The sequence below is a fragment of the Kitasatospora sp. HUAS MG31 genome (genome assembly GCF_040571325.1).
Taxonomy (GTDB): Bacteria; Actinomycetota; Actinomycetes; order Streptomycetales; family Streptomycetaceae; genus Kitasatospora; species Kitasatospora camelliae.
In genome coordinates this window covers 7,672,773-7,699,670 of record NZ_CP159872.1, presented here as the reverse complement: position 1 = coordinate 7,699,670, position 26,898 = coordinate 7,672,773, and the positions used below count along the sequence as shown (strand labels likewise).

Sequence of the window (26,898 nt, the reverse complement as noted above, 5' to 3'; positions counted from 1 at the left end):
CTTCCCGGCTGAGGAGTTCACGAGGAGGCGGAGGGCCCGGCTCCCGGTCGGCGCGGGCGGGGTGCGGTCACCGGGTCGCGCTCGGCGGCTCCGGGGGGATCGTCGGCCCGCCTCGTGCCTGCGCCGACCGCGCGGCGGCCGTCGCTAGGATCGGCGGAACCGACTCCGGACGCCAGGCAGGGCCGCCCATGACACCGATGTCCTCCCCGTGGCCACGGTACGTGCGCCTCGCGCCCTGGCTGCTGATCGTCGGAGGGCTCGTCTGGGATTCGCTCGAACCGGCCGACTACTGGGGCGATCCGATGCTGGCGGCCGCGTCCGTGCTCGCCGGGTCGCTGTTCTCCCTGCGCGAGACCCTGGCGGTGGGTGCGGCGAGCGTGGCGGGCGTCCTCGTCCTGACGGCCCGTGACGACTCGATCGGGACACGTGCCGGCTACCTGGAGCTGGCGAACACCCTGTTCGCGGCCCTGCTCGGTGTCTGGGTCAACCGGGTCATCGCCCGCCACGGGCGCACGCTCGCCACGGTCCGATCAGTGGCCGAGGCGGCCCAGCAGGCCGTCCTCCCGGCTCCGCCCGAGCGGCTCGGGCAGCTGTCGATCGCCGCCTGCTACCGCGCCGCCCAGACGGAGGCGCTGATCGGCGGCGACGCCTACGCGGTCGTCCGGACCTCCCTCGGGGTCCGGATGCTGATCGCGGACGTCCGCGGCAAGGGCCTCCAGGCGGTATCCGTGGTGTCCGTGCTCCTGGGCGCCTTCCGTGAGAACGCCCACCGGGCCGAGGATCTCCCCGCGCTCGCCGAGGGCCTGGAACAGGCGCTGGCGCGGGAGAGCACCGACCGGGAGGAGGAGGTGCGGATGGAGGGCTTCGTCACTGCGCTGCTCGTCGAGTTCCCGCCGGATCAGGACGTGCTGCGCACGCTCAACCGCGGCCACCCCGGGCCGTACCTGCTGGACGGAGCGGGTGGGGGTGTCAGGCTGCTCGACGCCGCGGATCCGGGGCTGCCGCTCGGCCTGGGCGACCTGAGCGACCTGGGCGGGAGCCGCGCCATGGCGGAGGTCCGGCCGTTCCCGCCCGGCACCTCGCTGCTCCTGGTCACCGACGGGGTGACGGAGGCCCGCAACGCCGCCGGGACGTTCTACGACCCGGTAACCCGGCTGGCTCCGCTCGGACCGTTCGAGGGGCCGCAGCAGCTCATCGACGCCGTGGTGCGGGACGTGGAGCGGTGGACCGGCGGATCCCGGGACGACGACATGGCGATCCTCGCCGTCACGCGGGCCGCGGACCGGCCCCCGGCCGGCCGACCCGGCAGCGGTCCGGGCGGCTGACCCGGGAGCGGTCCGGCCGGGTCAGCGTGCCGGGCGGAGGAAGAGGTCGTCCGCATAGCACCACGCCCACTCCTCGCCGCGTTCGATCGACCTGGCGAGGTCGTGACCGCCGTGGGCCTGCGCGTGGGCGTACGCGTGCCGCTTCGGGGAGCTGTCGCAGCAGGCCACGTGCCCGCAGACGAGGCACTGGCGCAGGTGCACCCACCCCGTCCCGGCAGCACGGCAGTCCTCGCACTCCCGCACGGCGGGCAGCGGGAACTCCCCGGCCTGGTCGAGGTGCTCGCAGGTGCGCTGCACCACCAGGCCCGGATCGGTGGCGACCGTCCAGCCGCCGTGGGCGCTCACGCCTCCCACGGTAGGCCTCCCGGACGGCTTCGCGCCGGACGGAGGTCCCGGCGCGAGGTCCGCCGCGCCCTCCCGGCGAGCCGCCACGGCCTGGCTAGTCTCCTGCTCTCGGGCGACCCTCAGCCGTCAACTTCTGCTAAGCGCGAGCCGTTGACCGTGGCCGACGGGATGCGGCTGGTGGTCGCGCTCCAGGCGCAGCACCCGGCCTCGCCGTACGTCGCCCTGTGGAACCGGCTCGCCGGTTTCGCTCCGGCCGAGCTCGACGCGGCCTTCACTGGGCGGTCGGTGGCCAAGGCGACCCTGATGCGGATCACCCTGCACGCCGTGCACGCCGAGGACTATCCGGTCTTCCGCGCGGCCGTCCAGCCGTTGCTGTACGCCTCCCGGCTCGGCTCCCGTTTCGCCGCCGCCGGACTGACGCCTGCGGACGCGGACGCGTTGGTGCCGAAGCTGCTGGCCTTCGCCGGTGAACCGCGAACCTCGGCGGAGATGCAGGCGTGGGCCGAGAAGCGTGTCGGCGCCGAGAAGAGGGACGGGGCGTGGTGGGGGCTGAAGGCGTATGCGCCGCTGCACCATGTCCCGACGGATGCGCCGTGGTCGTTCGGCCCGCAGCCGTCCTTCGTCGCCGCCGGAACCGGGCCGGTGCCGGAGGACGGGGAGTACCGGGCCCTTCGGGTCCTGATCCTGCGCTATCTGGCGGGGTTCGGGCCTGCTTCGGTCGCGGACGCGGCGCAATTCGCTCTGGTGCAACGGGCGCACGTCCGCGCGGCGCTCCGGGCGCTGGACGGCGCCGTCGAACGGTTCCAGGGGCCGGACGGTGTCCCGCTGTTCGACCTCCCGGGCGCCTCCCGGCCGTCCGCCGACACCCCCGCTCCCCCGCGGCTCATGGCCATGTGGGACAGCGTTCTGCTGGCCTGCGCCGACCGGAGCCGTGTGATACCCCCGGCCTACCGCCCGCTGGTGATCCGGCTCAACGGGGACGTCCTGCCCCACCCTGCTGGTGGACGGTCAGGTCGCCGGCGTGTGGCGCCCCACGGGCGGCGGCATCGAGGCCACGGCCTTTCATCCTCTGTCACCCGCCGTGACCACCACGGGTGGGCCGAACTCCCCGAGGCTGAGGTACGGCTGCTGTAACCGGCGCGCCCCTCGCAGACGGACATCGCGAGGTGCGGCGGGGCGGCCGTCCGGCACCGAGCGGCCGCACCCCGGTTCACGGGGCTGCGCCGACCAGGCCGGACTCGTAGGCGAGGATGACCAGTTGCACCCGGTCGCGGGCGTCCAGCTTGGCCAGCAGCCGGGTGACGTAGGTCTTGACGGTGGCGATGCTGAGGACCAGCTGCTCGGCGATCTCGGTGTTGGTCAGGCCTCGGCCGACCAGGGCGAGGATCTCCCGCTCGCGGTCGGTGATGGCGCCGAGCCGCGGCGAGCGGGCAGCGGCCGGCAGCGGAACGGCCGCGCGGGCGCGCTGCCCGGCGAAGGTGGCGATCAGCCGGCGGGTGACGCTGGGCGCGATCAGCCCGTCGCCGGCGGCGACCACCCGGATCGCGCCGAGGATGTCGTCCTTGTACGCTTCGGGGTCCGAGCGGCGTTCGAGCAGGATCGCCGCGGCGCTGCCGGCGAGGCTGGCTCCGCTGACGACGACGTCGTAGTCGTGTCCCGCGCTCCGGGGCGAGGTCATGCGGTGATCGCTCCTCTCGGAGGGGGTGCCGTTCGTGGGAGCGGTGCAGTGCCACTGCTCCCAGGAACATGAGCGCCTGTCAGGGGTCGCGGATCGCTTACGCATTCGACTCCGTGGCGGGTTCACCGGTACCGTCGCCTGTCATGTGCCGTGCCTCCGTGGGGTGAGATGCCCGGGTGAGGTAGCTCCGGCGCGCGCCACCCACGAGCGCGAGGCGTGCACGCGGAGGCGATCGAGCGTCGAGGGGAACCGAGAAGGTGCACGCAGTCGAGCCGATCCGGTCGGTCGGCAAGGGCCGCTACGTCCTGGAGGCCCCGCTGGGTGCGGGCGGTATGGCCTCCGTGTACCGCGCCCGCGACACGGTACTGGGCCGTACGGTCGCGGTGAAGACCCTCCACGCCGACCTGGCACGCGACCCGTCGTTCCGTGCGCGATTCCGCCGTGAGGCCCAGGCGGTGGCGGCGCTCAACCACCCCAACATCGTGGCCGTCCACGACAGCGGCGAGGACGACGGCGCCGACGGCACGGTGCAGTTCATCGTGATGGAGTACGTCGAGGGGCGGTCCCTGCGCGAGCTGGTCCGGGACCGCACCGCACCCGCGCCCGCTTCCGCGCTCCCCCTGGATCTGGCACTGAGCGTGACGGCGTCGGTCCTGGACGCGCTCGAGTGCAGTCACCGGCGCGGGCTGGTCCACCGGGACATCAAGCCGGCCAACGTGATGTTCACCGCCGACGGCACCGTCAAGGTCATGGACTTCGGCATCGCGCGGGCGCTGCAGTCCGACGCCACCGCGATGACCCGGACCGGTACCGTGCTCGGCACGCCGCAGTACCTCTCCCCCGAGCAGGCCCTGGGCCGGCCCGCGGACGCGCGTTCCGACCTCTACTCGGTCGGCTGCATGCTCTTCGAACTCCTCACCGGGAGCCTGCCCTTCGACGGCGAGAGCACCATGAGCGTGCTCTACCAGCACGTCCAGCAGCCCCCGCCGGCGCCGTCCTCGCTCGACCCCTCGCTGCCCCCGGCCGTGGACGCCGTCGTGGCCAGGGCGCTGCGCAAGGACCCCGCCGAGCGGTACCCGAGTGCCGGGTCCATGGCCGAGGAGCTCCGTCGCATCGCCGCGGGCGAACCGCTCGCCGAACCCACTCCGACCGTCGTCACCCCCGTCCACGACGCCCCCACCGTCACCGCCGGGACCGTCCCGGCCGACGGCGGGGCCGACCCGGGCCACGCCGAGGCCCCGGACGCCACCACCGGGACGACCGCCGGCGGCGGCACCTCCACCGTCGGCCGGGAGAGCTTCACCGTCGACGGCGATCCTGCCGAACGGATCACGATGCGCACCGGCACGCCCGGCGACGACGGCCGGGGTGACGGCCGGACGTTCACGACGACCGTCCGTCTCGGCACCCACCCACGATCGGCCGACGCCCGGCGGACCGTCCGCAACCTGAGGATCTTCACCGGACTGGCCTTCTCCGTCATCGTGCTGCTGATCGCGGGGGCCGGCTTCGGCGCGCCCTACCTCTTCGGGGGCGTCGGTCACGCCTCGCACACGCCGGATCCACGGGCCACCGGCCCCTACCTCTGGTGCGACCCCGACGTCTCGAACGGCCACCTCAACCCGCCCTCGTTCACCGGCATGTCGGCGGACGAGGCCAGGACGTGTGCCGAGATCGCCGGGCTGAGGATCGATCAGAAGACCACCACCGGCACCAAGTACGACAAGGACACCGTCACCCGGCAGGAACCCTCGACCACGCAGTCGGTCGGCCGGGGCGGCACCGTCACCGTCTGGGTGTCGACGGGCGGCGACCCCCGCGCCAAGGGCGATCTCGCCACCTGCGAGCTCGAGGAGCAGCACGGCAGGATCCCGGTGCCCTGGCTCAAGGGCAGGACCGTGGCCGAGACCCGGCTCTGCGCGGACATCGCCCGGGTGACCCTGAGGGAGGCGGGAACCGTCCAGGACGCGCTGGTGCCGGCCGGTCAGGTGGCCAAGCAGGAGCCGGCCGAGGGGAACGTCGCCCGGGGTGACACGGTCACGGTGTGGATCTCCTCCGGCGGGGACCCGAGAGCGGTGGGCGCCCTGTCCGGCTGCGACTTCTACACGACCAGCGACCGGCCCCAGGCGCCCAGGCTGGAGTTCATGACCGTCGAGAATGCCCGCTCGTGCGCGGAGATCGCCGGTCTCAAGCTCGAGGAGCACGCGGTCGCGGACGGCATCCGGTCCGGCGGCCAGATCGTCCGGCAGGAGCCGTCCGGCGGTGCGCACGTCGACCCCGGCGCCACCCTGAAGATCTGGGTGTCGTCCGGCCCCTGATCCCGGCCGGGGCCCGGCCGGCGCGGGCACGGCACGTGGATCTGTTCCCAGCCCGCCCGGTCGGTCCACAGCGTTTCCCGCCCCCGTGGCCCGGGCCAACTCGACCCGGGGGTGCGGAGGCTCCGGGGCGTCAGGGGCAGGTGGGACGGTAAGGGCTGCCGGGGGCCAGACGCAGCCAGTCGCGCCGTGGGACGGGCGGGCGCAGCACGGTGCAGGCCTCGCGGGCGGCCGTGTCCGGGTCGAGGCTCCACAGCGGCGCGGCACCGTTGTCGCCGGCCACCAGGACGCGGCCGTCGGGCAGGAACGCCAGACCGTTGAGCGCCTGGCCCGGACCGGTCAGGGTGGCGACCGGCGCGGCGGCGGTGAGGTCCCACCGGCGCAGCAGGCCCTGTCGGCCGACGTCCGCGACGGTGCGACCGTCCGGGGCGAAGGCGAGGGCCCGGACGGTGTCGACGCCGACGGTGCGGGCGGCGCCTTCGGAGCCGGCGGCGGCGCCGGGAGCGCCGTCCAGCCGCTTGCCGGTGCGGACGTCCCAGACCAGGACGAGGCGGTCGTTGCCGGCCGTGGCGAGGAACCGGCCGTCCGGGCTGACGGCCAGGTGGCGGATGTGGTCCTGGTGTTTCATCGTGCCACTCGGCCGGGCCTCCGCGGACGGGTCCGCGACGGTGAGCAGGTGGACCGTCTGTGACTCGCACACGAAGGCCAGGTCGGCGCCGTCGCCGAGGAACGCCAGGGCGTGCACCGGGCCGATGGCGGTGTGTGGCCGGGCCCGCAGGGGTGAGCCGTCGGGGGCGCCGGTGAGCAGCCGCCCGTCCTCCGTCCCCACCGCGAGGACCGTCCCGTCCGGGCTGAGCGCCACCGCCGTCGGCTCGGCGCCCACGTCGACGGCGGCCGACTGCGCGCCGTCACCGGCACGGGTGAGCCGGACGGTGCCGTCTTCGAAGGCGGACGCCAGGGTACGGCCGCCGCGGTCGAAGGCCAGGCCGGTGACGGGTCGTCCGGTCGCCGGGGTGACCGCGACCCGGCGCGGTGTGGCGCCGCCGACGTCCCAGAGGGCGATCCGGCCGTCGGCGGTGCCCACCGCCGCCCGGTCGGTGGCCGCGGCGACCGCCGTCACCCGGGGGCGGTCCGGGCCGGGGGCCAGGTCGGTGCCGCGGCGCAGGTCCCAGAGCAGGACGTCGCCGGGCGGGGAGCTGATGCCGGCGGAGGTGACGACCGTCCGGTTGTCGCCGCCGACCGCGACGCCGAGGACGAAGGTCGGGTGGCCGCGGAGCTCCGCCGTGACCCGGCCGGTGGGCAGGTCCCAGACCCGGGTGACCTGGTCGGCGCCGGCCGAGAGCAGGGTGGTGCCGTCCGGGGTGAGGGCCAGGGCGTTGACGGAGCCGAGGTGGGCGGGCATCAGGTCGGTGGAGGACCACTCCCGGGCCGAGGACGGTCCTGCGGGTGCGGGCTCGGAAGCCCGAACGGGAACGGCGGTGCCCGTCGACGCGGCGGTGCCCGACGACACGGGGACGGCCGTGCCCGACGGCGTGGCGCCGGGCGCTTGCGACGCGGGGACGCCGGCCGGCGGGCGCCAGAGCCGGATGCCGCCGCGTTCGCTGCCGACCGCCAGCAGCCGGCCGTCCGCCGCGAAGGCCAGCGAGCGCGGGTCGCTCAGCTGTCCGGTGAACACCGCCGGCGCCTCCTGGCCGTCCCCGGTCGGCGGCGCGTCGAGGTCGCGCACCAGGATCGTGCCCTCGGTGGCCGCCGAGGCCAGCAGGTGACCGGGGCCGAAGCCCAGTCCCTGGATGATCCCGGTGTGCCCGGTCAGCGTCCGGACGGGCGGCGCCGCACCGGCGTCCGTGCGCCACACCCAGACCCGGCCCGGCAGGTCGTCGTCGCTGCTGCCCGCGGCCAGCAGCGCACCGTCCCGGCTGAAGGCCAGCCGCTTGGCCACCGTGGTCTTCGCGGTGGTGCTGGGCGGCATCACCGGGGACGGCAGTTCCTGCCGGTCGGCGACCCGCCAGAGCACGAGGCGCCGGCTCGGCTCGCGGGTGATCGCGGCGGCGAGCACGGATCCGTCGGGGCTGAACTTCACGTCCTGGACGGGCTTTCCCAGGCCGTGGCCCTGCAACTCGGCGACCAGCGCCGTGGTGTGCGCGTCCCAGAGCGCCACCCGGCCCTGGGAGTCGCCGGTGGCCACCAGCCGGCCGTCGGGGCTGAGGGCGAGCGCGTTGACGCCCCAGGGGAAGCCCGGGATCCTCCCTTTCAGGGACTGCGACTGGGTGCTCAGCACCGCGTCCTCGGCCGGATGCCGCAGGTCCGCCGCCCCGGAGCGGGCGGCGCGACGGGCCTCGACCGCCGCGAGCATCGCCGCGTACGGGTCCTGGGCCGCGTTGCGCTGTGCCTCGGCGAGCAGCGCGCGGGTGAGGTTGGTGCGGTTCGCCGTGGTCGCGCGGTCCCGCTGCTGCCAGGCGAACCCGGCCGCCAGCAGGGCCGAGACCAGCAGCAGGGCCAGCCCCGTGACCAGCTGACGCAGCGTCCGCACCCGGCGCCGCTCGGCCGCGCGCTCGTGCTCGGCCCGGGCCGTGGCGGCTGCCAGGAACTCCCGCTCGACCGGCGTGAGCAGGTCCTCGCCGGCGGGCTGGGCCGCCCACTGCCCGGCCAGCTCCAGCCGGCTGCCCCGGTAGAGCAGCGCGGCCTCGCGGCCCGCCGCCGCCCAGTGTTCGGCGTCCTGGGCCAGCTGCTGGTGCAGGCGCAGGCCGGCCCGGCCCTCCTCGACCCAGCCGCGCAGGCGCGGCCAGGCGCGCAGCAGCGCCTCGTGGGAGAGGCTCACGCCGTTCTCGTCGATGGTCAGCAGCCGGTCCGCGGCGAAGGAGTCCAGGACGTGGCCGAGCAGGCGGTCGTCCGGCGGGTGCGGGACAGGCGGGTGCGGGACGGCCGGATGCGGGGCTGCCGGGTGCAGAGGTGCGGGCTGCGGGGCCGGTGGCCCGTCGCCGGTCGCGGGCAGGCCGGTACCGGCCAGGGCGGCGCGCTCGACCCGGCGGCGTGAGGCCCGGCCGTCCGGCCCGAGGTGGACCAGCCGGAGCAGAACCCGGCGGGCGGTGGCGCGCGCCTCGTCGTCGTCCAGCCGGGCCCAGGCCCGCTCGGCCGTCGCGGCGACCGACCCGTGCAGTCCGCCGATGGCCCGGTAGCCGGCCAGTGTCAGCGAGCGGCCGGAGCGCTGCTGCCAGACCGCACGCAGGGTGTGGGCGAGCAAGGGCAGGGCGCCCGGGTCGTAGCCGCCCCCGGAGCCGGCGCCCTCCAGGCCGAGGTCGGTGGACATCAGCTCCAGCAGGCCGGGTTCGAGTTCCAGCCGGGCGGTCCGGGCCGGCCCGGTGATCGCCTCGGCCACCTCGGCGGCGCTCATCGGGCCGAGCGCCAACTGGCCGCGCCGGACCGCCCGCAGCAGGCCGTCGTGGGCCAGGCAGTGCCCGTAGAGGTCCGCGCGGACGCCCAGGACCACCAGCCTGCCGCCGTCCGGGCCGGCCTCCCGGCAGAGCGTGTCCAGGAACGCCCGCCGTTCCCCGGGATCGGCGCAGAGGGTGAACAGTTCCTCGGCCTGGTCGACGATCCAGACCGGGTCGGGGCCGTCGGCGAGGCCGGCCAGCGCGTGGAGCGGGCGGCCGGTCGGGGTGAGGACGGCCGCCGCGGCGGGGCCGAGTCCGGCCAGACCGCCCCGCCGCAGGGCGGGAACCAGCCCGGCCCGCAGCAGGGAGGACTTGCCGGCGCCGGACGGTCCGACGACCAGCACCGGTCCGCCGCGGTCCGTCAGCCGCTCGGCGAGCAGGCCGACCAGCACGGCGCGGGCCCGGTCGCGGCCGTGGAACCAGCGCTCGTCCTCGGGCTGGAAGGAGGCGAGCCCCGGGTAGGGGCACTGTCCTCGCGTCGCCCGTTCGACCAGCGAGCCGCCGGCCCGCAGGGCACGGTCGCAGGCGCGGGCGAATTCGGCGGTCGCCGGCTTGTCGCCGTTCTCCACCTTGCTGATGTGGCTCTTGTCGTAGTGCACCCGGCCGGCGAGGTCCGCCTGCGACAACCCGGCCTTCCGGCGCAGCGTGCGCAGCACCGCGCCGAAGCCGGCGGCGTCGGGCTCCGGTTCCCGCGCCGGGCCCGTCACATCACCCTCCGTACTCACCGTCAGCCCCCGCTCCGTTCGGTACCGATCGGTCAACGAGCCGGCGCAGGCCCGGTCACGCGGTGTCGGGCGATCCCCTCGGAGGAGTGAGACGGGCAGGTCAAAGGGGTTGTCGAGAGGTCCGGACCGGACGACAACAGGCAACGGGTGCGAGCGGCCCCGCTCCCGGGCCAAGCTCTCACCAGGCAGCGGACCGCCGACCGACGCACCGTCGGATCCGGACACTCCGTCACCAGTGGAGAACCGCACCAGCCGAGAACCGCCAGTAGAGGAGAACCGACGTGAAGCTCCGACTCCGCACGATCGCCGGCACCGTGCTCCGGCCGAGCGCAGCCGCTCGTACCGCCTCCGGTACGTCCGGCGGTCCGACCGACCGCACGGCGGGTCGCACGCCCTCCGGCGGCGCGTTCCGCCGGGCGCTCGGGGTGACCGCCGTCGCGGCCTCCGTGGTGTCCGCCCTGGGTGCGGCGGCCCTCGGACCGGCTGCGCCTGCCGGAGCCGCCGGAGCCGGCCCGGAGGCCTACGCGGTACGCGGCATCGACAGCTACCACGGCGACCACGGGCCGAAGGAGGACCAGGCCTTCGACTGGAAGGCGATCGCCGGCAGCGGTCAGTCCTTCGTGATGCTCAAGGCCACCCAGGGCACCGGCTTCACCGACGGCTGGTTCGCCCGGGACCTCGCCGGCGCGCGCTCGGTCGGCCTGATCCACACCGGCTACCACTACTTCACGGCCGATCAGGACGGCACCGCGCAGGCCGACCACTTCCTCGACGTCCTGCACCGCGAACACTTCTCCGGCACCGCGCCCGGCGAGCTCCCGCCCGTCCTGGACCTCGAACAGTGCGAGAAGGCGGGCCACCGGCTCCAGCTCGGGCAGGTGAAGGCCTTCCTCCAGCGGGTCCGGCAGGTCACCGGGACCGACCCGATCGTCTACACCCGCAGGAACATCGTGGACGAGTGCCTCGGCGGCACCAGGGAGCTGAGCGGTCACCCGGTCTGGCTCGCCCGCTACGGCACGACCCCGCCCCAGCCGCTGCCGGGCGGCACCGGGTGGGACTTCTGGCAGTACACCGACCGCGCGTCGGTGCCCGGCACCCCCGGCAGGGTCGACGCCAGCGTCTTCCACGCCGACCGGGCCGCGCTGCGCCGACTCGCCCACCAGGGCTGAGCAGCCCTCAGAACTCTTTCCCTCCCCCTCTCCCACCACCGCATGCCACAGGAGGCAGCACCATGAAGCACATCCGCCGTTCGGCCGTCACCGCCCTCTCCCTCGCCGTCCTCGGCTCCCTCGTCCTCTCCGGGCCCGCCGTCGCGTTGACCGCCGGCTCCCCGGCGGCCGCCGTAGTGAGCGAACCGGTCGTCGACGCGGTCGCCGTGGCCGATGCCGACGGCGGTGAGACCGTCGACGCCGGGTCGGACACCGACCTTCGGGCCGCCGCCCCGAAGATCACCCGGGCCGAGGAGATCCGGCGCGCCAAGACCTGGCTCACCGACAACGGGGGCCGGGGCGTGCCCTACAGCCAGAAGAAGGTCTGGAAGGACGGCTACCGGCAGGACTGCTCCGGCTACGCCTCGATGGCCCTCAAGCTCCCCAAGTCGGGCCCGAACACGGTGTCGCTGAAGAACGACGGCTGGACCAAGCCCATCGCGATGTCCGCCCTGCGACAGGGCGACCTCGTCATCAAGGCCAACAGCAACGACCCCAACCACCGGCACGTCGTCATCTTCGACGGGTGGGTGGACGCCAAGCACACCTCCTACCGCTCGTACGAGCAGGCCGGCAAGGTCGGCACCCGCCACACCACCCACACCTACGGCCTGAAGTCCGGTGACGGCTACCACGCCTACCGCCCGGTCAACCTGGCCGACTGACGGCCACGCTCACGCCCGCATCCCGCGCCGGCCGGCCCCCGGCCGAACCGGCGGGCGAGGACCGAACACCTGTGGGCGCCAGACCCGGTCCGGGTCCGGCGCCCACCGGCGCGTGCAGCGAAGCGGGACGTAGTCGCTGATCATGTGCCAACCCGCGGCCCAGCTCCCTGGAGCAGACGGACGGCACCGGCCGGACCGCCGACCGGCGTCGGCACCACCCCGAACGAGCCCTCGGCCGCCGGTTCCGCCCGGTGACGGTCGGAAGGATCGGAAGATCGCGACGGTGATAGTGTCCGGCGGTCGACGACGACGGTCGCGGATACCCTCCGGGAGCACCATCACCGGCACCTTGCGGCCTGGTGCAGCGGCTTCGAGCCGGAGCGGGCTCACGGTGGTTCCGTCGCTCGTCGAGCGCAACGCCTGCCGAAGCCCTCGGCCTTCCAGGCGGGCGACCGATTGCGTGCGGGAAGGATGAGAGGCCAAGCATGACGCACGGACCCGCCAGGACCATCGGCGATGTCGTGGCCGGGCGGTTCGAGCTCAGGGAACGCCTCGGCGCCGGGGGAATGGGCACCGTCTGGCGGGCCCACGATCCGGCGCTGGAACGCGACGTGGCGCTCAAGGAGATGCGTTCCAGCGGCCACGACGACCCTGAGCGGGCGGCGCTCATGCGCGAGCGCGCACTGCGCGAGGCCAAGGCCCTGGCCCGGATCAACCACCCTGGCGCGGTGACCATCTACGAGGTCGTCGACGACCAGCCCTACCCGTGGCTGGTCATGGAGTTCGTCGACGGCACCCCGTTGGACACCCTGCTGCGCGCCGGCGCTCTGACCCCGCTCCGGGCCGCGCGCATCGGCGTGGACGTCCTCTCCGCGCTGCGAGCCGCCCACGCGGCGGGAATCCTGCACCGTGACGTCAAGCCCGCGAACGTGCTCATCCGTCCGGACGGCAGCGCCGTTCTCACCGACTTCGGCATCGCCGCCCTCCAGGGCTCCCAGACTCTGACCGCCACGGGCGACCTCATCGGATCCCCCGAGTACATCGCCCCGGAACTCATCCGGCGCGGCGACGCCCAGGCCGGTACCGCCAGCGACCTCTGGTCGCTCGGTGTCCTGCTGTACGTGTGCGTCGAGGGAAGGAACCCGATGCGGCGTGATTCCGTCTGGGAGGTCCTCGTCGCCGTCTGCGACGACCCCGTGCCACCCCCGCTCCGCGCCGGCCCGCTCGCCCCCGTCATCACCGCCCTGCTCACCAGGGACCCGGGCGGCCGGCCGGACGCCGACGAGACCGCCAGAGCGCTCACGGCCGTCCGTGACGACCTGCCGACCCCCGTGGAGACCACCACGCTCGCGGACGCCCGGGTGTCCCTCACCCGGGACGGTGAGCCGACCCGACCCCTGACTCCGCGCGCGTCCGGCACCGACCCTCAACCCGTCCCGAGCGCCGCCATCGAACCGGTCCGTCCCGGCAGGCCGGTTCCCGTGCACAAGCGACGCCTCACGTGGGTGCTCCTCACCGTCGTCGCGCTCGTCGCCGCCGGAGCCGGCCTCTATTCGACCCTGCCCGACGTACGCACCACGGGCACCGCTCCCGCCGGCCCCACCGTCATCGTCACCCCGTCCGGCAGCCCCACGCCGACACCATCCGCATCGGGCCTGTGGATCGCCCAGCTCTCCACCATCCCCCACTCCGCCGACCAGGCCGCGCGCGAGACGGAACTCCTCGCCACCCAGCGCCAGATCCCCGGCGCCAGGCTCCTCAACAGCGACGACTGGAAATCCCTCCAGCCGGGATACTGGGTGATCTACACCACCGGCAACTTCTCCGACGGCGACAGCGCCCTCGCGTTCTGCGCCCAGTACGGCCGCAGCAAATGCGTCGGCCGATACCTCAGCCAGGACACGGCCGACGGCCTCTTCATCTGCCTGCCCTCACCCGGCACCGGGCAGTCCTCCGGCCGCGAGGGCTGCCGCCGCCCCTGAGCCTGCACGGGTAGCCCCACGGCCTTCGTCTTGATCACGTGCATCCTCGGCCGGAGCGCAGGATCGGACGAAGGCGGCGGCGGGCCGGGGCGACGATCGATCAGAGCTTCAACAGCGGGATCCAGCGCCCGAACTTGATCTGATAGGCCATCGAGACGTCGTCGACGCGCCGGTGGGAAGGCCGGCACCACGAGGAAGAGCAGCTGCGGGTCGCGCCCGTGGAGTCGCGGCCCGTGTCGCCCTCCGATTGACCGGCCCGCGGACCGGGGGTCGGGTAGCTTGCCTGCAAAGCCGTCCGTGCACCCGGGCTGGCCGATCGACGCCGAGTCGGTTGCTGCCGCAGAGAGTGAGCCTCGCATGTCGAACCTGCTCGGCCGCCACCGCGCGGTCATGCCGAGGTGGGTGTCGCTCTACTACGACGACCCGATCGAGATCGTGAGTGGCAAGGGGCGCCGCGTCACCGACTCCGACGGGCGCAGCTATCTCGACTTCTTCGGCGGCATCCTCACCACCATGCTCGGGTACGACGTGCTTGAGGTACGGGAGGCCGTCGAGCGGCAGCTGCGCACCGGGGTCGCGCACACCTCGACGCTGTATCTCATCCGCGCCCAGGTGGAGTTGGCCGAGCGGATCGCGGAGCTGTCGGGCATCGCGAACGCCAAGGTCTTCTTCACCAACTCCGGTACCGAGGCCAACGAGACGGCGCTGCTGCTCGCCACCCATGCCCGCCGGTCCGACCAGGTGCTCGCCCTGCGGAACAGCTACCACGGACGCTCGTACGCGGCCACGGCCGTCACGGGCAACCGGAGCTGGAAGAACTCCTCGCTCTCGCCCCTCAACGTGCACTATCTGCACGGCGCCGACCGGGCACGCTTCCCGCGCCTGTCGGACGAGGAGTACCTGGCCTTCTGCGTGGACGATCTGCAGCACGTCCTCGACACGGCCACCGCCGCCACCGACGTCGCCTGCCTGATCGTGGAGCCGGTCCAGGGCGTCGGAGGCTTCACGGCCGCACCGGACGGACTCCTCGCGGAATACCAGGAGATCCTGGACCGGTACGGGGTCCTGCTGATTTCGGACGAGGTGCAGACGGGCTGGGGCCGTACCGGCGAGCACTTCTGGGGTATCCAGGCCCATGGCGTGACACCCCACGTCATGACCTTCGCGAAGGGCCTGGGAAACGGCTTCGCGATCGGCGGTGTCGTCGCGGAGGGCACGCTGATGGACGCGCTTCCGGCCAACGGCATCTCCACCTTCGGTGGCAACCCGATCGCGACGGCGGCTGCCGGGGCCACCCTCGACTACCTCCTCGCCCACGACCTCCAGGCCAACGCACACCGGCTCGGCCACCTACTGATCGACGGCCTGCGGACCGCGGCGGAGGGGCTTCCGATCGCCCGGGACGTCCGGGGCAAGGGCCTGATGTTCGCCGTCGACCTGATCGACCCCGACACCGGAGCGCCGAGCCCGCCGCTGGCCGCCAGGGTGATGGAACACGCGAAGGGACGCGGCCTGCTCATCGGCAAGGGCGGCCTCTACGGGCACACCCTACGGATGGCTCCCCCGCTCACCCTGACCGAGGACGAGGCCGGGGAAGGACTCGGCATCCTCCTCGACTCGCTCGCCGCCGCCTGCTGATCCCACCCGGTGCGGCCGGGGGATGCGGCCCTCGGATGTGGCGCGCGGGAAAGAGGATCTCGGAACGGCCGGTCGCTACCCGGTCGCTACCCGAAGTGACCGTGACTTCCCCGGGCTTCGGCGCGAAGGTGATGGCGGGTGCGCATCAGGATCCGGCCGAGCATGTTCCTGCCGGTCCCGGTCCTGCCGCGACCCGGCGGCGCGGGCGTGCCCGTGCGGATGAGAAGGTGGGCCCCGTGAACGAGACGATCATGGCAGCGGCCCGCGAACGAGCCGCCGGACACCGGCGCCGGTTCGACCTCCGCTTCGAGGCCTACTTCGCCGCCCTGCCGGAACGCCTCGACACCCCGCCGCTCAGCCGCTTCACCCCACGCTGCCTGGAACTCCTGCGGGACCTCTCACTGCGCGGCGGCAAGCGGCTGCGGGTCGCCCTCCTGTACGAGGCCGCCCGACTGGTGACCACCGACCCGGTACCCGGCCTGGCCGAGGCGGCGCTGAGCATCGAACTGCTCCAGACCCACGGGCTCGTCCATGACGACATCATCGACGACACGCCCCTGCGCCGCGGCGGCCCCTCCACCTACTACGCCTACCGCCAGGACTTCCCGGAGGCGGACCGCACCGCCCTCGGCCTGGCCGTCCTGGCCGGGGACCTCGCCGCCTTCCTCTCGATGCGGGTCCTGCTGGACGCGGACGTCCCCGCCGAGCTGCGCCAGGCGATGCTGGAGGTACAGCTCGACGCCGGCGCCGAGACGGTCACCGGCCAGATCGTCGACCTCGAACGCGACTTCCGACCGCTCCCGGACGAGGAGTTCCTGCACACCGTCTGCGAGTACAAGTCCACCCGGTACTCCGTGCTCGCCCCGCTGCGACTGGGACTGCTGGCCGCAGGTGAGGACCTGGCCCGTCACGACGCGCGGCTGCGCCGGTACGCGACCCTGGTCGGCATCGGAGGCCAGCTTCGCGACGACTACCTCGACCTGTTCGGCGACGACGACTCCACCGGCAAGTCCACCGGCACCGACCTCCGCGCGGGCCGCCGCAGCTACGCCGTGAGCGCCCTGCTCGCCGCCGCGGACGAGACGCAGCGGGCCGTGGTGGAGTCCGCGCTCGGTGACCCGCACTGCCCCGCCGACACGGTCGACCACATCCGCGAGCTGGCCCGGCTGCTGGGCGTGGACGAAAAGCTCCGCTCCGACATGCGCCGCTGCGCCGATGCGGCCCGCACCGAGGCCCAGGGCTGGCGCCCGTACTGGCGCGAGGAGGCGGTGGCCTTCTTCGAAGGCCTGCCGCTGTCGAACGCGACACCGGGCGAGTGAACGGACGGCCGGGCTTGGTCTCGAGGGTCCGCCGCCGCGCGCGTACGGTGGAGGTATGGCCGGACGGGTAGCCGGTGTGGGACGCGCTGTCGGCTGCCACTGCGGGTGACCGTACGCCGCGATGCGGTGCTCTGCTCCCCTACAGGAGGCAATGGCCATGCCCGAGCACAGGATCGGCACGCAGGAGGAGTTCGATGCGGCCCGGGAGGAGCTGCTTGCGGAGGAGAAGAAGCTCACCCGACGAAGTGACGAACTCGCGCGGAATCGGCGGGAGCTTCCCTGGGTGCCGGTCGAGAAGGACTACGGCTTCGAGACCGCGGGCGGGACCAGGTCGCTCGCGGACCTCTTCGGCGGGCGCTCGCAGCTGCTCGTCTACCACTTCATGTTCGGGCCGCCCTACGAGGCCGGATGCCCGGTCTGCTCCTCGATCGCGGACACCCTCAGCCCCAACGCGGTCCACCTGAACGCCCGCGACGTGACGCTGATCTGCTCCTCGCGGGCGCCGATCGACAAGCTCCTCGCCTACCGGGAGCGGATGGGCTGGCGATTCGACTGGGTCTCCACCGTCGGCAGCGACTTCCACCGCGACCTCGGCTTCCAGTACACCGAGGAGGAACTGGGGCCGTTCCTCGAGAGCGACATCCCGCCGACTGTGCGTCAGATGGCCGAGGCCTGCGGCACCGACGTGCTCGGGTACGTCACCGAGGGGCCCGGGCTGAGCGCCTACGCGCTCTCGAACGGCAGCGTCTACCGGACGTACGTCACCACGGCGCGCGGCCTTGAGCCTGCCATGGCCTACTACGGCCTCCTCGACCGGACGCCGCTGGGCCGACACGAGGAGGGCGAGGAGACCCACTGGCCACTACCTCGTGGCCTGGGCCGATCGGACCGGCTTCAGCATCAAGGGCCAGCTCTTCCAGGCGAACGGGAACCGCGGGCCATGTGCCTGCTCGACGGCGGCGGGTTCGTCATCGCCCACGTCAGGAGCTTCGGGCCGACGGACCTCGGGGTGGACGCGAGCGTGGTGGAGGCGACCGTGTTCGACGCGATTCGCTCGGTCCACGCCGGGCTTCCAGAAGCGCGGATCTCCTGAAGGCTCGGGCAGTTGGGGGATCGCCGTGTGCCGGTCCTGCCACATTAGCCGTTCCTGCTGCGCCGCCTGCTCGCGGGCGGCGGCCGGCCACAGCGCCACCCAGGCCTTCCACTCCTTGCCGCCCGAGGTGCCCTGGCCGACCATCACCCGGATCGGTGTGAGCGGGTCCCGGGACGGGGCAGGGGAGGCGGTGGGCGCGGGGGTACCGGTCGTGACGGTGCCGGTGGGAGCCGCCGCCGTGCCCGTCGAGGCCACCCCGAGCGCGGCGCCCCCGCCGTCCCGGCCGACCCCGGCGGCCACCACGCCGGCACCGCCGACCACCACCGCCACGGCGACCGCCGCCGCCCCCGTGGCCAGACGACGCCGGCGCCGGCGCCGACCACCGGCCAGCACCGCCTCGCACGGCGCCGGGCCGATCTCCAACTCCGCGCCCAGACCGGCCAGTTCACGGACCACCTCGTCACCCTCCGGCGTCATCGGACGCGCCCCTCTCCCGCTGTCGTGGCCGCCAGCCCGTGCAGGGCGGCAGCGTTTCTGAGTTTGGCCAGGCCCTTGGACGCCTGGCTCTTCACCGTTCCCACCGAGCAACCCATCAGTGCCGCCGCCTGGGTCTCGCTGAGGTCCTCCCAGTAGCGCAGCACCACCGACTGCCGCTGACGTGGCGGCAGTTGCGCCAGCGCCGCGAGCAGCGAGGCCCGGTCGTCCAGCCGGTCGAGGCGCTCGGGCCCCGCCGGTTCGGCCCGGTCGGGCACCGCGTCCACCAGGCGCTCCGGTGCCTTCCGGCGGTGGCGCCGGGCCTGCTCGTTGACCAGGATCCGGCGCACGTACGCGTACGGGTCGTCCGCCTGCGCGACCCGCCCCCAGGCGACGTACGCCCGCTCCAGGCTCTGCTGCGCCAGGTCCTCCGCCGTGTGCCGATCGCCCGCCAGCAGGTACGCCGTGCGCACCAGGCGCGGCCAGACGGCATCGACGAACCGGCGGAACTCCTCGTCCCGCGCGGCTTTTCGGCTCCCCATGAGCACCTCCTCACCCCCGTTGCACGCCGAGCGGACGTCGGGCTCGCCGTCGCGCTGAGGTGAGGGCGGTTCCTCCGTCGGGCGGGTCGCCCCGACAGCGGGCGTGGGCCCGGGCCAGGGCCTGCCGGTACGCGCCGTCCCGGCGGCGGACCGGCCGAGCATGGCACGGCGCGGCACCTCGGCTGGGGAGGGGACCCCGGGGCTCCGGCTACGTGCGACGGGTATGGGTGCGGATGCGGAAGCGCAGTCCGGAGGCCGAGGACTGCCAGCCGCCGTCCGTGGCCACCTCCCACCCCGGGTCCAGGGCCGGGGCGTAGGTGTCCCCGTCCACCGCCAGGTCGATCTCGGTCACCGACAGCGTCACGGCGTACCGCATGGCCGCCCGGTAGATCTGCCCACCGCCGATCACCCAGACCGTCGTCCCGGCTTGTGCCCCGCCGGCGAGCTCCAGGGCCTCCTCCACGGACCCGGCGCGTTCCGCGCCGTCGGCGGCCCACCGCGGGTTGCGGGTCACCACGACGTTGCGCCGGCCGGGCAGCGGGCGGAAGCGCGGTGGAAGCGAATCCCACGTCCTGCGCCCCATCACCACCGGATGGCCGAGGGTGGTCGCCTTGAAGTGATCCATGTCCTCCGGCAGCCGCCACGGCATCGTGTTGTCCGCACCGATCACGCCGTGGACGGTCTGCGCCCAGATCAGGCCGACGTTCATACCGCGACCGGGGCCTTGATGGCCGGGTGGTGCCGGTAGCCGGACACCGCCACGTCGTCCGGGGCGTAGGCGAAGAGCGACGCGGCCCGGCGCAGCTGCAGGGTGGGGAACTCGAACGGGGCCCGCTCCAGCTGTTCGGTCACCTGCTCGACGTGGTTGTCGTAGATGTGGCAGTCGCCCCCGGTCCAGATGAAATCGCCCGGGGCGAGGCCGACCTGCTGCGCCACCATGTGTGTGAGCAGGGCGTAGCCCGCGATGTTGAACGGGACCCCGAGGAACAGATCCGCGCTGCGCTGGTACAGCTGGCAGGAGAGCCTCCCGCCGGCGACGTGGAACTGGAAGAGGGCGTGGCACGGGGCGAGCGCCATCCTGTCCAGCTCGGCGACGTTCCAGGCCGAGACGACCATGCGGCGGGAATCCGGGTCGGCGCGCAGCGTGTCGAGGACCGCGCTGATCTGGTCGATGTGCCGCCCGTCCGGGCTCGGCCAGCTGCGCCACTGCACGCCGTAGACCGGGCCCAGGTCGCCGTTCGCGTCGGCCCATTCGTCCCAGATGGTGACGCCCTGCTCACGCAGCCAGCCGGTGTTCGAGTCGCCGCGCAGGAACCACAGCAGCTCGCACACGACGGACTTGAGGTGCACCTTCTTGGTGGTGACCAGGGGGAAGCCGCGGGAGAGGTCGTACCGGAGCTGGTGTCCGAAGACGCTCCGGGTACCGGTGCCCGTCCGGTCGGCCTTGGCCGTCCCGGAGGTGAGCACCAGCCGCAACAGGTCTTCGTACTGGGTGTCCGCCACGGTCGGCGATTCTACTGGTGCCGACGGAGCACCCCGCGCCCGCCGTGGCCGGCGCCCCGGACCCGGCGGAGACGGCCACCGGCCGGTGTCGCCTTCCCGGACCAGGGTGGGCTCGGCCGCGTCATCCCGGGCCCGCCCAAGGCCCCGCCTCTACCGAGAGCTCATCGCGATCGGCGCAGTCGCCGACGTAAACTCCGGTGCCGCCTCCCCCACCGGCTCGGGCCTCAGGCTGCTGCTGGTTCCCGGCTCAGGTCGCCCGAGTCCCACTGGCGCGGCTTCGCGGGGCCGGGCGGAGCTAGGAACGGCGGGCCAGCAGGTGGGCGTCGAGGAAGCCCCGTTCGGAGGCCGGGTCGTGGAGCAGCCGGGCGAAGGGAACGAGCCCGGCGTCGGCCAGCAGTGCGGCGAGGCGGTCCGCCGGCCAGCTGTAGGCGGGCGTCACCTTGTGGTCGAATCGGACCGGCTCCGGTCCGTCGGTCCCGAAGAAGGAGACCAGGAGCAGGCCGCCCGGTGCCAGGGCGCGTGCCTGCTCGGCGAGCAGCTCCGGCAGTTCCCCCGGCGGGGTGTGGATCATCGAGTAGTGGGCCAGTACGCCGCCGAGCGCGCCGTCCTCGACCGGCAGGGCCTCCATCCGCGCCTCGTGGAAGCGCAGCGCCGGATGGGCCCGCCGGGCGTGGTCGACCATGCCCGGGGAGAGGTCGAGTCCGAAGGCGTCCAGGCCCAGTTCGTGCAGCATGGCCGTCAGATGTCCGGGCCCGCACCCGACGTCCGCTGCCCGCGGGTTGCCCGTCTCGCGCACCAGTTCGGCGAAGGTGCCGATCATGGCCCGGGCGAACGGCTGCCGCTCCAGACGGTCCGCGAACAGCGACGCGTACAGCTCGACGACCCCGTCGTAGGCCGCCCTGGTCTCGTCCTGATGATCCGCCACAGGAAGGACTGTAATGCCGATCCGATGATTGATCTCGTGGCAGATCGAGGTGAGCTGACGGACGCGGCGGACCGCTCGCCGTCGACTTCACGATCGACCCGGCCCATCAGCACGCCGCCCGAGCCGCCGGACCTGTACGGGCCGGGTCCCGAGGCGTTCGGCCCGCTGCGGGCAGACCGGGAGTGGTCACCGTGGGGCCTGGGCCGCACGGGGGGCGGGTGTCCGGTCGAGGTCGCCGGGTGTGAGCCAGGTTCCGGGACGCATCGGCACGGCGGGAGTGTCCGGTCCCCACTGAACGAAGTACCGCCGGTTCCGAAGGATGCACCGGCGGCGCCGGACGTACACGACGGTCCCGACGCGTGTCACCTCGCGGTCCTGCGCTACGACGCGGCCCGCGCCGAGGCCGATCCGAGAGCGGCCGTCCTCGCCTTCTACGAGAGCGCGTACCAGGCCGGAGCCGTCCGGGCCGGCTGGGACGTCGCCCGCCTCGCCTGCCCGGGTGGGATCACCGACCCGCGTCTGCCGGCTCCGCCGCTCTGAGCAAGGGGGTGCAGGTGCGACTGCCGGTCGGCGGGAACCCCGCCCCGCGGGCCGTACCGACGGGAGGTGACCCGGCCCGGCGTGATCACGAGCGCCCGGCGGTGCCCTTGAAGGTGGCGACGGGCTGTGCGTGACTGGAAGGAGCAACAGCGGCCCGGCCGACATCGAGGTGCCCCGGATGGGATTCATCGGCACAGTGGGGCTGGTCCTCCACCCCGAGCGCACCTGCGCGCCCACCGTGGAGGCCGTGGTCGGGTGGAGCCGGGCCCGGGGGACGAAGGTCCTGGGGCTGGCGGCGGAGGTGGCCAGGATCGGCTGCGAGGCCATTCCGGTCGAGGCCGAGGAGATGGCCACGAGCGCCGACCTGATGATCAGCCTCGGCGGGGACGGCACCATGCTGCGCGCCATGCGGCTCGCGACCGGGGGCCACGCGCCGGTCCTGGGCGTCAACGTCGGACGCCTGGGCTTCCTCGCCGAGGTCGACATCCCGGAACTCCCTGCCGCGCTGGATGCCATCGACGCCCGCCGCTTCACCGTGGAAGCCCGCTCCGGCCTCCACGCCCGCTTCGGGGCCGCCCAGGAGACGGCGCTCAATGACGTCGTGCTCCTGCGCAGCCCGGGACACAGGTCCGCGACGGTCGCCGTACAGGTCCAGGGCGAGCCCTTCGTGGCCTACACCGCCGACGCGGTCGTCGTCGCCACGCCGACCGGCTCCACCGCGTACAGCTTCTCCGCCGGCGGCCCGATCGTCTCCCCCAACGCGGAGGGGCTGCTGATCACCCCCGTGGCTCCGCACGCCGCGTTCAACCGCTCCGTGTTCCTCTCCAGCGGCGAGCGACTCGAACTGGAGGTCCTTCCGCACAGCGGCGACCTCGCCGTCGAGGCCGACGGCCTCCTGGTCGGCCACGTCGCACCGGGCGACACCGTGCAGGTGACCATGCTGCCCGCCGCCGCACGCGTCGTCCGACTCGGCCACACCACGTTCTACCAGCGGGCCCAGCGCAAACTCCGGCTCTCCGGCTCGGCGGAGCACGGCTGACCCGCGCCGGCCGCAGCGGTCACCAGACCGGTCACCAGACCCTCCGCCCGCCGACGACGACCAGGTCGACGCCGGTCACGAAGGAGCTCTCGTCGGAGGCGAGGAACAGCGCGGCGTCCCCCACGTCCTCGGGTCGGCCGAGCCGGCCGAGCGCACCGGTTCAGTGGTGGAAGCCGACGCGGCTCGCGTCGCGCGGGCGGCCCTCGTTGAGGTGCTTGATCGCTCTGCGCATGTCCTCGGCGAGGAGCTCGATCTCGTCCCGGTCGATGCCGTGGCGGACCAGGACACGCTGGATGACGGTCTCCTGGCGGTCGGGGGGCAGGGGGTAGGACGGCACCTGCCAGCCGCGCATGCGGAGCTGGTCGGAGAGGTCGTACAGGGTCCAGCCGACGGAGTCCGGGTCGGTGAGCGTCCAGGAGACGGCGGGCAGTGCGCCGACACCGTCGTAGAGCAGGGTGAAGGGACCCATGTCGGCGACCTGTCGGCCGAGGTACTGGGCGGTGTCGGCGCAGGCCTGGTAGACCAGCCGGTACCCCTCGCGGCCCAGGCGCAGGAACATGAAGTACTGGGTGACGACCTGCCCGCCGGGGCGGGAGAAGTTGAGGGCGAGGGTGGGCATGTCGCCGCCGAGGTAGTCGACGTGGAAGACCAGGCCGTCCGGCAGGGCCGCCTGGTCGCGCCAGAGCGCCCAGCCGACGCCGAGCGGGGCCATGCCGTACTTGTGGCCGGAGGCGTTGATCGAGGCGACGCGGGGAATCCGGAAGTCCCACTCCAGGTCGGTGTGGAGGAAGGGGGCGATGAACCCGCCGGAGGCCGCGTCGATGTGCAGGGGGACGTCGAGGCCGCTCTCGGCCTGCATGCGGTCGAGCTCGGCGGCGATCTCCGCGACGGGCTCGTAGGTGCAGGTGTAGGTGACGCCGAGGATGGCGACGACGCCGATGGTGTTCTCGTCGACGTGGTCGCGCAGCTGGTGCGGCTGGAGGCCGGTCGCACCGGCCTCGACCGGGACCTGGCGCAGCTCGACGTCGAAGTAGCGGGCGAACTTCTCCCAGCAGACCTGCACCGGCCCGCAGACCAGGTTCGGCCGGTCGGTCGACAGACCCGCAGCCTGTCGGCGGTCGCGCCAGCGCCACTTCAGGGCGAGACCGCAGAGCATCGCCGCCTCGCTGGAGCCGGTGGTCGAGCAGCCGACCGCGTTGCCGTCGCCCTCGGAGGGCGCGTGCCAGAGGTCGGCGAGGATGTTCACGCACCGGGACTCGATCTCCGCGGTCTGCGGGTACTCGTCCTTGTCCACGATGTTCTTGTCCAGGCACAGGTCCATCAGGCGGCGGACCTCGTCGTCCGCCCAGGTCGTGCAGAAGGTGGCGAGGTTCTGCGCGGCGTTGCCGTCCAGCAGCAGCTCGTTGCGCAGCAGCTGGAAGACCACCGGCGGCGGCGAGGGCAGCTCGGGCATGGAGCGCTTGGGCAGCGGGCGCTCACTGAGCGGCGAGGCGAAGATGTCGACGGCCGGGTCGGCCGCGGGTTCCTGAGCGTTGTGCAGAGCCACCGGTCACCTCACGTAGTCAAGAGTCGGACCCGAATCGGACAATACGGACCCAAGGGCGGAGTCGGCGCGCGGGCGTGCGCCATCCCGGGAACGGCTACCCCCTCGACCGTGTCGCTACCGGGTGCCGCGGCGGACCGTCCGCGGCAGAAAGTGAGTACGCGTACTCACGCGCCCGGTGTCCCCGACGATCGAGACTGGCCGGGTGGTCGGCCGCTCACGTTCGGTGGGTGGCGGTGTGCCGAGGGGGAGATCATGAGGTTGAGGAAGACGGGTATCGGAATGGCCGTGGTGGCGGCGGTCCTCGCCGCCGGCGTCACGGCCGGCGCGCCGGCCGTCGCGGAGGGGGAGCCGACAGGGGGTCCGGCGGAGGGTGAGGTGCTGCCCCATCCGGGTCCGGACGGGCTGATCTGGATCCCGGCGTGGGTCGGCCACGGCGGAGCGGTGACCGGCGGAGCGAGTCCCGACCGGTCCTTCACCCTCACCGTCGCGTGTCAGGGCATCGGCAGCGTCGAGGTCACCTTCACCGCGCAGTACGGGGACACCAGCCCGGTGACCTTCCAGGTGGACTGCACAGCCACGGGAGCGCCCGGCGTGGGATCGAGGGTTCTCGACGGCGAGCAGGGCCGCTCCTTCGGCGTCGGCGTCACGACCTCGTCACCGGCCATCCGGTGGGGTCTGACAGCCACCCAGGCCGACTGATCCCCACCCCGCGTCGCCGGTCGGGTCCGGTCTCGGGGCACCACCGAGACCGGACCGGACCTTCCCTCGGCGCTACGGCTACGCTCGGTCCCACAGCAGTACGCGACCGACGACATCGTCCGCACCGCCGCGGCCTCCCGGCGGCGGACGGCAGCGGACGGCACCTGAAACGGCAACAGGGATCGACCATGGCCTCCTCACCCTTCACCGACCCGGCGTTCTACGCCGACCGCTACCCCACCTACGCCGCTCTGCGCGCCGCCGCTCCCGTCCTGCAGGTCCCGTTGGGTCCCACCACCGCGACCGTGGTCACCGGCTACGAGGAGGCACGGCAGGCGTTCACCGCCGCGCTGTCGAAGGACACCGGCGCGTACTTCGCCGACAAGCCTTCCGGCCGGACCCTGCATCCAGCCGTCTCTCACACGATGCTCGCCACCGATCCGCCCGAGCACACGCGGCTCCGGCGGCTGGTGACCAAGGCGTTCACCTCGGCCCGGGTCGACGCTCTGCGCCCCTACATCCGTGCGCTCGCCGAGGAGCTGGTCGCCTCGTGGGAGCCCGGGGACGAGGTCGACCTCGTCGAGGAGCTGGCCGGCCCGCTCCCGGTCACCGTGATCTGCCAGCTCCTGGGTGTACCGCCCGCCGACCGGGCCGCGATCCGCTCCTGGTCGACCGACCTGTTCGCCACCGGTGACCACCAGCGGATCGACGCCGCGTCCCACGCCCTGGCCGGCTACCTGGCGGAGCTGATCACCGGCAAGCGAGCCCGCCCGGACGGCGCGCTGCTCTCCGACCTGATCGCGGTCCACGACGGCGACGCGGACCGGCTCAGCGAGGACGAGCTGCTGTCCCTGGCCGTGCTGCTGCTGGTCGCCGGCCACGAGACCACCACCGCGGCGATCGGCAACGCCGTGCTGGCACTGCTCCGGCACCCCGCCGAACTGGAGCACCTGCGAGCCGACCCGCATCACCTCCGGGCCGCCGTCGACGAGCTGCTCCGCTACGACGCCCCGGTCAGCGTCGCCACGTGGCGATGGGCGCCCGAGGAGGTGGAACTCGGCGACACCCGGGTGCCCGCCGGCAGCCCGGTCTTCGTCTGCCCGGGCGCGGCCAACCGCGACCCCGCGCGGTTCCCCCACCCCGACCGGCTCGACCTCCGTCGCGCCGACGCCGCCGGCCACCTCGCCTTCGGCCACGGGATCCACCGCTGCCTCGGCGCTCCGCTGGCCCACGCGGAGATCGAGATCGTGCTGGGCGTCCTCCTGGAGCGCTTCCCGGGCCTGCGGCTGGCGGCCCCTGCCGACCGGCTCCGCTGGAGGCGTTCCCGGCTGGTCCGCGGCCTCATCGCCCTGCCGGTGAGCCTCTAGGCGCCCTCGATGTGATGGCCGGGAGTCCCCGATGCCCGGGTGCGTCAGAGGTCGGTGGCCCGCTCGTGGCGGGGCTCGTACAGGCCCACCTCCCCGCCGCCCGGCAGGCGGAACCTGGTCAGCCGTCCCCAGCGCGCGTCGGTGACGGGCTGTGTGAACTCCACTCCCCTGGCGGCCAGACTCGTCACGGTCGCCTCCACGTCGTCACACATCAGGTAGAGCTCCTGCGACTCCGGGCCGTCCGTCGGGTGGACGGCGACCTCGGTGGGCGGAAGCTTGAAGATCAGCCAGCCGCCTCCCGCGTCGACATGCGGATACTCCAGCACATCCCTGAAGAAGGCCCGGTCCGCTTCCGCGTCACGGCTGTGGATGACGACGTGCCCACCAGTGATCACCCGGCCAGGGTACGTCCCGCGACGGCCGACGCCGTGGTACGAATCACCGAGCCCGCCACACCGACGGCAGCCCCGCGAAGCTTCGGCATATCAACCCCACTGCATGCCGTACGCAGGTAACGTCCCCTGTGCGCACCTACGTTG

Annotated in this window: 20 protein-coding genes and 3 pseudogenes; 13 read left to right on the top strand and 10 right to left on the bottom strand. The window is 73.5% G+C overall.

The annotated features are described in order from the left end of the window. Positions 1 to 197 precede the first annotated feature (197 nt). Positions 198 to 1,325 (top strand): PP2C family protein-serine/threonine phosphatase, encoded by a 1,128-nt coding sequence (locus tag ABWK59_RS34815; RefSeq protein WP_354644668.1) that lies wholly within the window; start codon positions 198 to 200, stop codon positions 1,323 to 1,325. Between the two features lie 21 nt (positions 1,326 to 1,346). Here ABWK59_RS34815 and ABWK59_RS34810 read toward each other — a convergent pair whose 3' ends face one another. Further along, positions 1,347 to 1,670: a UBP-type zinc finger domain-containing protein gene (locus tag ABWK59_RS34810; protein ID WP_354644667.1), complete on the bottom strand. Its 324-nt coding sequence runs from the start codon at positions 1,668 to 1,670 to the stop codon at positions 1,347 to 1,349. A 133-nt stretch (positions 1,671 to 1,803) separates the two neighbouring features. Here ABWK59_RS34810 and ABWK59_RS34805 point away from each other — a divergent pair. Then, positions 1,804 to 2,751: pseudogene (locus ABWK59_RS34805) on the top strand (winged helix DNA-binding domain-containing protein); the annotation flags it as partial. Between the two features lie 129 nt (positions 2,752 to 2,880). Here the strand turns inward: ABWK59_RS34805 and ABWK59_RS34800 are convergent. Continuing rightward, positions 2,881 to 3,321: pseudogene (locus ABWK59_RS34800) on the bottom strand (response regulator transcription factor); the annotation flags it as partial. 284 nt (positions 3,322 to 3,605) lie between these two features. On the opposite strand from ABWK59_RS34800, the gene ABWK59_RS34795 reads away from it, so the two are divergent. After that, positions 3,606 to 5,666 (top strand): protein kinase domain-containing protein, encoded by a 2,061-nt coding sequence (locus ABWK59_RS34795; RefSeq protein WP_420492896.1) that lies wholly within the window; start codon positions 3,606 to 3,608, stop codon positions 5,664 to 5,666. A gap of 130 nt (positions 5,667 to 5,796) precedes the next feature. On the opposite strand, the gene ABWK59_RS34790 is transcribed toward ABWK59_RS34795, so the two are convergent. Then, entirely contained in the window at positions 5,797 to 9,801 is a 4,005-nt protein-coding gene (locus ABWK59_RS34790) for a helix-turn-helix domain-containing protein (RefSeq protein ID WP_354644666.1), read from the bottom strand. Between the two features lie 299 nt (positions 9,802 to 10,100). Between ABWK59_RS34790 and ABWK59_RS34785 the strand changes: the two genes are divergently transcribed. The 6 genes from ABWK59_RS34785 (at position 10,101) to ABWK59_RS34760 (ending at position 17,724) form a co-directional block, all read left to right on the top strand. Next, positions 10,101 to 10,988 (top strand): glycoside hydrolase family 25 protein, encoded by an 888-nt coding sequence (locus ABWK59_RS34785; RefSeq protein ID WP_354644665.1) that lies wholly within the window; start codon positions 10,101 to 10,103, stop codon positions 10,986 to 10,988. A gap of 62 nt (positions 10,989 to 11,050) precedes the next feature. Then, entirely contained in the window at positions 11,051 to 11,692 is a 642-nt protein-coding gene (locus ABWK59_RS34780) for a hypothetical protein (RefSeq protein WP_354644664.1), read from the top strand. 485 nt (positions 11,693 to 12,177) lie between these two features. Further along, positions 12,178 to 13,674 carry a serine/threonine-protein kinase gene (locus tag ABWK59_RS34775; RefSeq protein ID WP_354644663.1) on the top strand — a complete coding sequence of 499 codons (1,497 nt, stop codon included), beginning with the start codon at positions 12,178 to 12,180 and terminating at the stop codon, positions 13,672 to 13,674. Between the two features lie 357 nt (positions 13,675 to 14,031). Beyond that, positions 14,032 to 15,312, top strand: a complete 1,281-nt coding sequence (locus ABWK59_RS34770) for an aspartate aminotransferase family protein (protein ID WP_354644662.1) — start codon at positions 14,032 to 14,034, stop codon at positions 15,310 to 15,312. Positions 15,313 to 15,563: 251 nt separating this feature from the next. Then, on the top strand, positions 15,564 to 16,631 hold the full coding sequence (locus ABWK59_RS34765; protein ID WP_354645189.1) for a polyprenyl synthetase family protein: 1,068 nt from the start codon (positions 15,564 to 15,566) through the stop codon (positions 16,629 to 16,631). A gap of 157 nt (positions 16,632 to 16,788) precedes the next feature. Then, complete coding sequence (locus ABWK59_RS34760) at positions 16,789 to 17,724, top strand: DUF899 domain-containing protein (protein ID WP_354644661.1); 936 nt, start codon at positions 16,789 to 16,791, stop codon at positions 17,722 to 17,724. Between the two features lie 473 nt (positions 17,725 to 18,197). On the opposite strand, the gene ABWK59_RS34755 is transcribed toward ABWK59_RS34760, so the two are convergent. From ABWK59_RS34755 to ABWK59_RS34740, 4 genes are all read right to left on the bottom strand, one after another. Further along, positions 18,198 to 18,740: a SigE family RNA polymerase sigma factor gene (locus tag ABWK59_RS34755; protein ID WP_354644660.1), complete on the bottom strand. Its 543-nt coding sequence runs from the start codon at positions 18,738 to 18,740 to the stop codon at positions 18,198 to 18,200. Positions 18,741 to 18,948: 208 nt separating this feature from the next. Beyond that, positions 18,949 to 19,449: a dihydrofolate reductase gene (locus ABWK59_RS34750; RefSeq protein ID WP_354644659.1), complete on the bottom strand. Its 501-nt coding sequence runs from the start codon at positions 19,447 to 19,449 to the stop codon at positions 18,949 to 18,951. Continuing rightward, entirely contained in the window at positions 19,446 to 20,243 is a 798-nt protein-coding gene (locus tag ABWK59_RS34745; protein ID WP_354644658.1) for a thymidylate synthase, read from the bottom strand. Before ABWK59_RS34745 ends, ABWK59_RS34750 begins: the two co-directional genes overlap by 4 nt. 295 nt (positions 20,244 to 20,538) lie before the next feature. Continuing rightward, a complete protein-coding gene (locus ABWK59_RS34740) occupies positions 20,539 to 21,168 on the bottom strand; it encodes a class I SAM-dependent methyltransferase (protein ID WP_354644657.1) in 630 nt (209 codons plus the stop codon). Here ABWK59_RS34740 and ABWK59_RS34735 point away from each other — a divergent pair. Together ABWK59_RS34735 and ABWK59_RS34730 are read left to right on the top strand one after the other, a co-directional pair. Beyond that, the gene (locus ABWK59_RS34735) at positions 21,157 to 21,708 is read left to right on the top strand and encodes a DUF5996 family protein (protein WP_354644656.1); all 552 of its coding nucleotides are present in this window, start codon (positions 21,157 to 21,159) and stop codon (positions 21,706 to 21,708) included. The two genes, ABWK59_RS34740 and ABWK59_RS34735, sit on opposite strands and share 12 nt — an antisense overlap. A gap of 130 nt (positions 21,709 to 21,838) precedes the next feature. Continuing rightward, positions 21,839 to 22,747, top strand: a complete 909-nt coding sequence (locus tag ABWK59_RS34730; protein WP_354644655.1) for an NAD(+)/NADH kinase — start codon at positions 21,839 to 21,841, stop codon at positions 22,745 to 22,747. A gap of 31 nt (positions 22,748 to 22,778) precedes the next feature. Here the strand turns inward: ABWK59_RS34730 and ABWK59_RS34725 are convergent. Both ABWK59_RS34725 and ABWK59_RS34720 read right to left on the bottom strand, forming a co-directional pair. Then, positions 22,779 to 22,901: pseudogene (locus ABWK59_RS34725) on the bottom strand (SDR family oxidoreductase); the annotation flags it as partial. Positions 22,902 to 22,907: 6 nt separating this feature from the next. Then, a complete protein-coding gene (locus tag ABWK59_RS34720) occupies positions 22,908 to 24,293 on the bottom strand; it encodes a glutamate decarboxylase (protein WP_420492895.1) in 1,386 nt (461 codons plus the stop codon). 252 nt (positions 24,294 to 24,545) lie between these two features. Here ABWK59_RS34720 and ABWK59_RS34715 point away from each other — a divergent pair, with 252 nt between their 5' ends. Together ABWK59_RS34715 and ABWK59_RS34710 are read left to right on the top strand one after the other, a co-directional pair. Continuing rightward, complete coding sequence (locus ABWK59_RS34715; protein WP_354644654.1) at positions 24,546 to 24,992, top strand: hypothetical protein; 447 nt, start codon at positions 24,546 to 24,548, stop codon at positions 24,990 to 24,992. Between the two features lie 188 nt (positions 24,993 to 25,180). Further along, positions 25,181 to 26,359 (top strand): cytochrome P450 family protein, encoded by a 1,179-nt coding sequence (locus ABWK59_RS34710; RefSeq protein WP_354644653.1) that lies wholly within the window; start codon positions 25,181 to 25,183, stop codon positions 26,357 to 26,359. A gap of 44 nt (positions 26,360 to 26,403) precedes the next feature. Here the strand turns inward: ABWK59_RS34710 and ABWK59_RS34705 are convergent, their stop codons facing one another. After that, entirely contained in the window at positions 26,404 to 26,754 is a 351-nt protein-coding gene (locus ABWK59_RS34705) for a VOC family protein (protein ID WP_354644652.1), read from the bottom strand. Between the last annotated feature and the right edge of the window lie 144 nt (positions 26,755 to 26,898).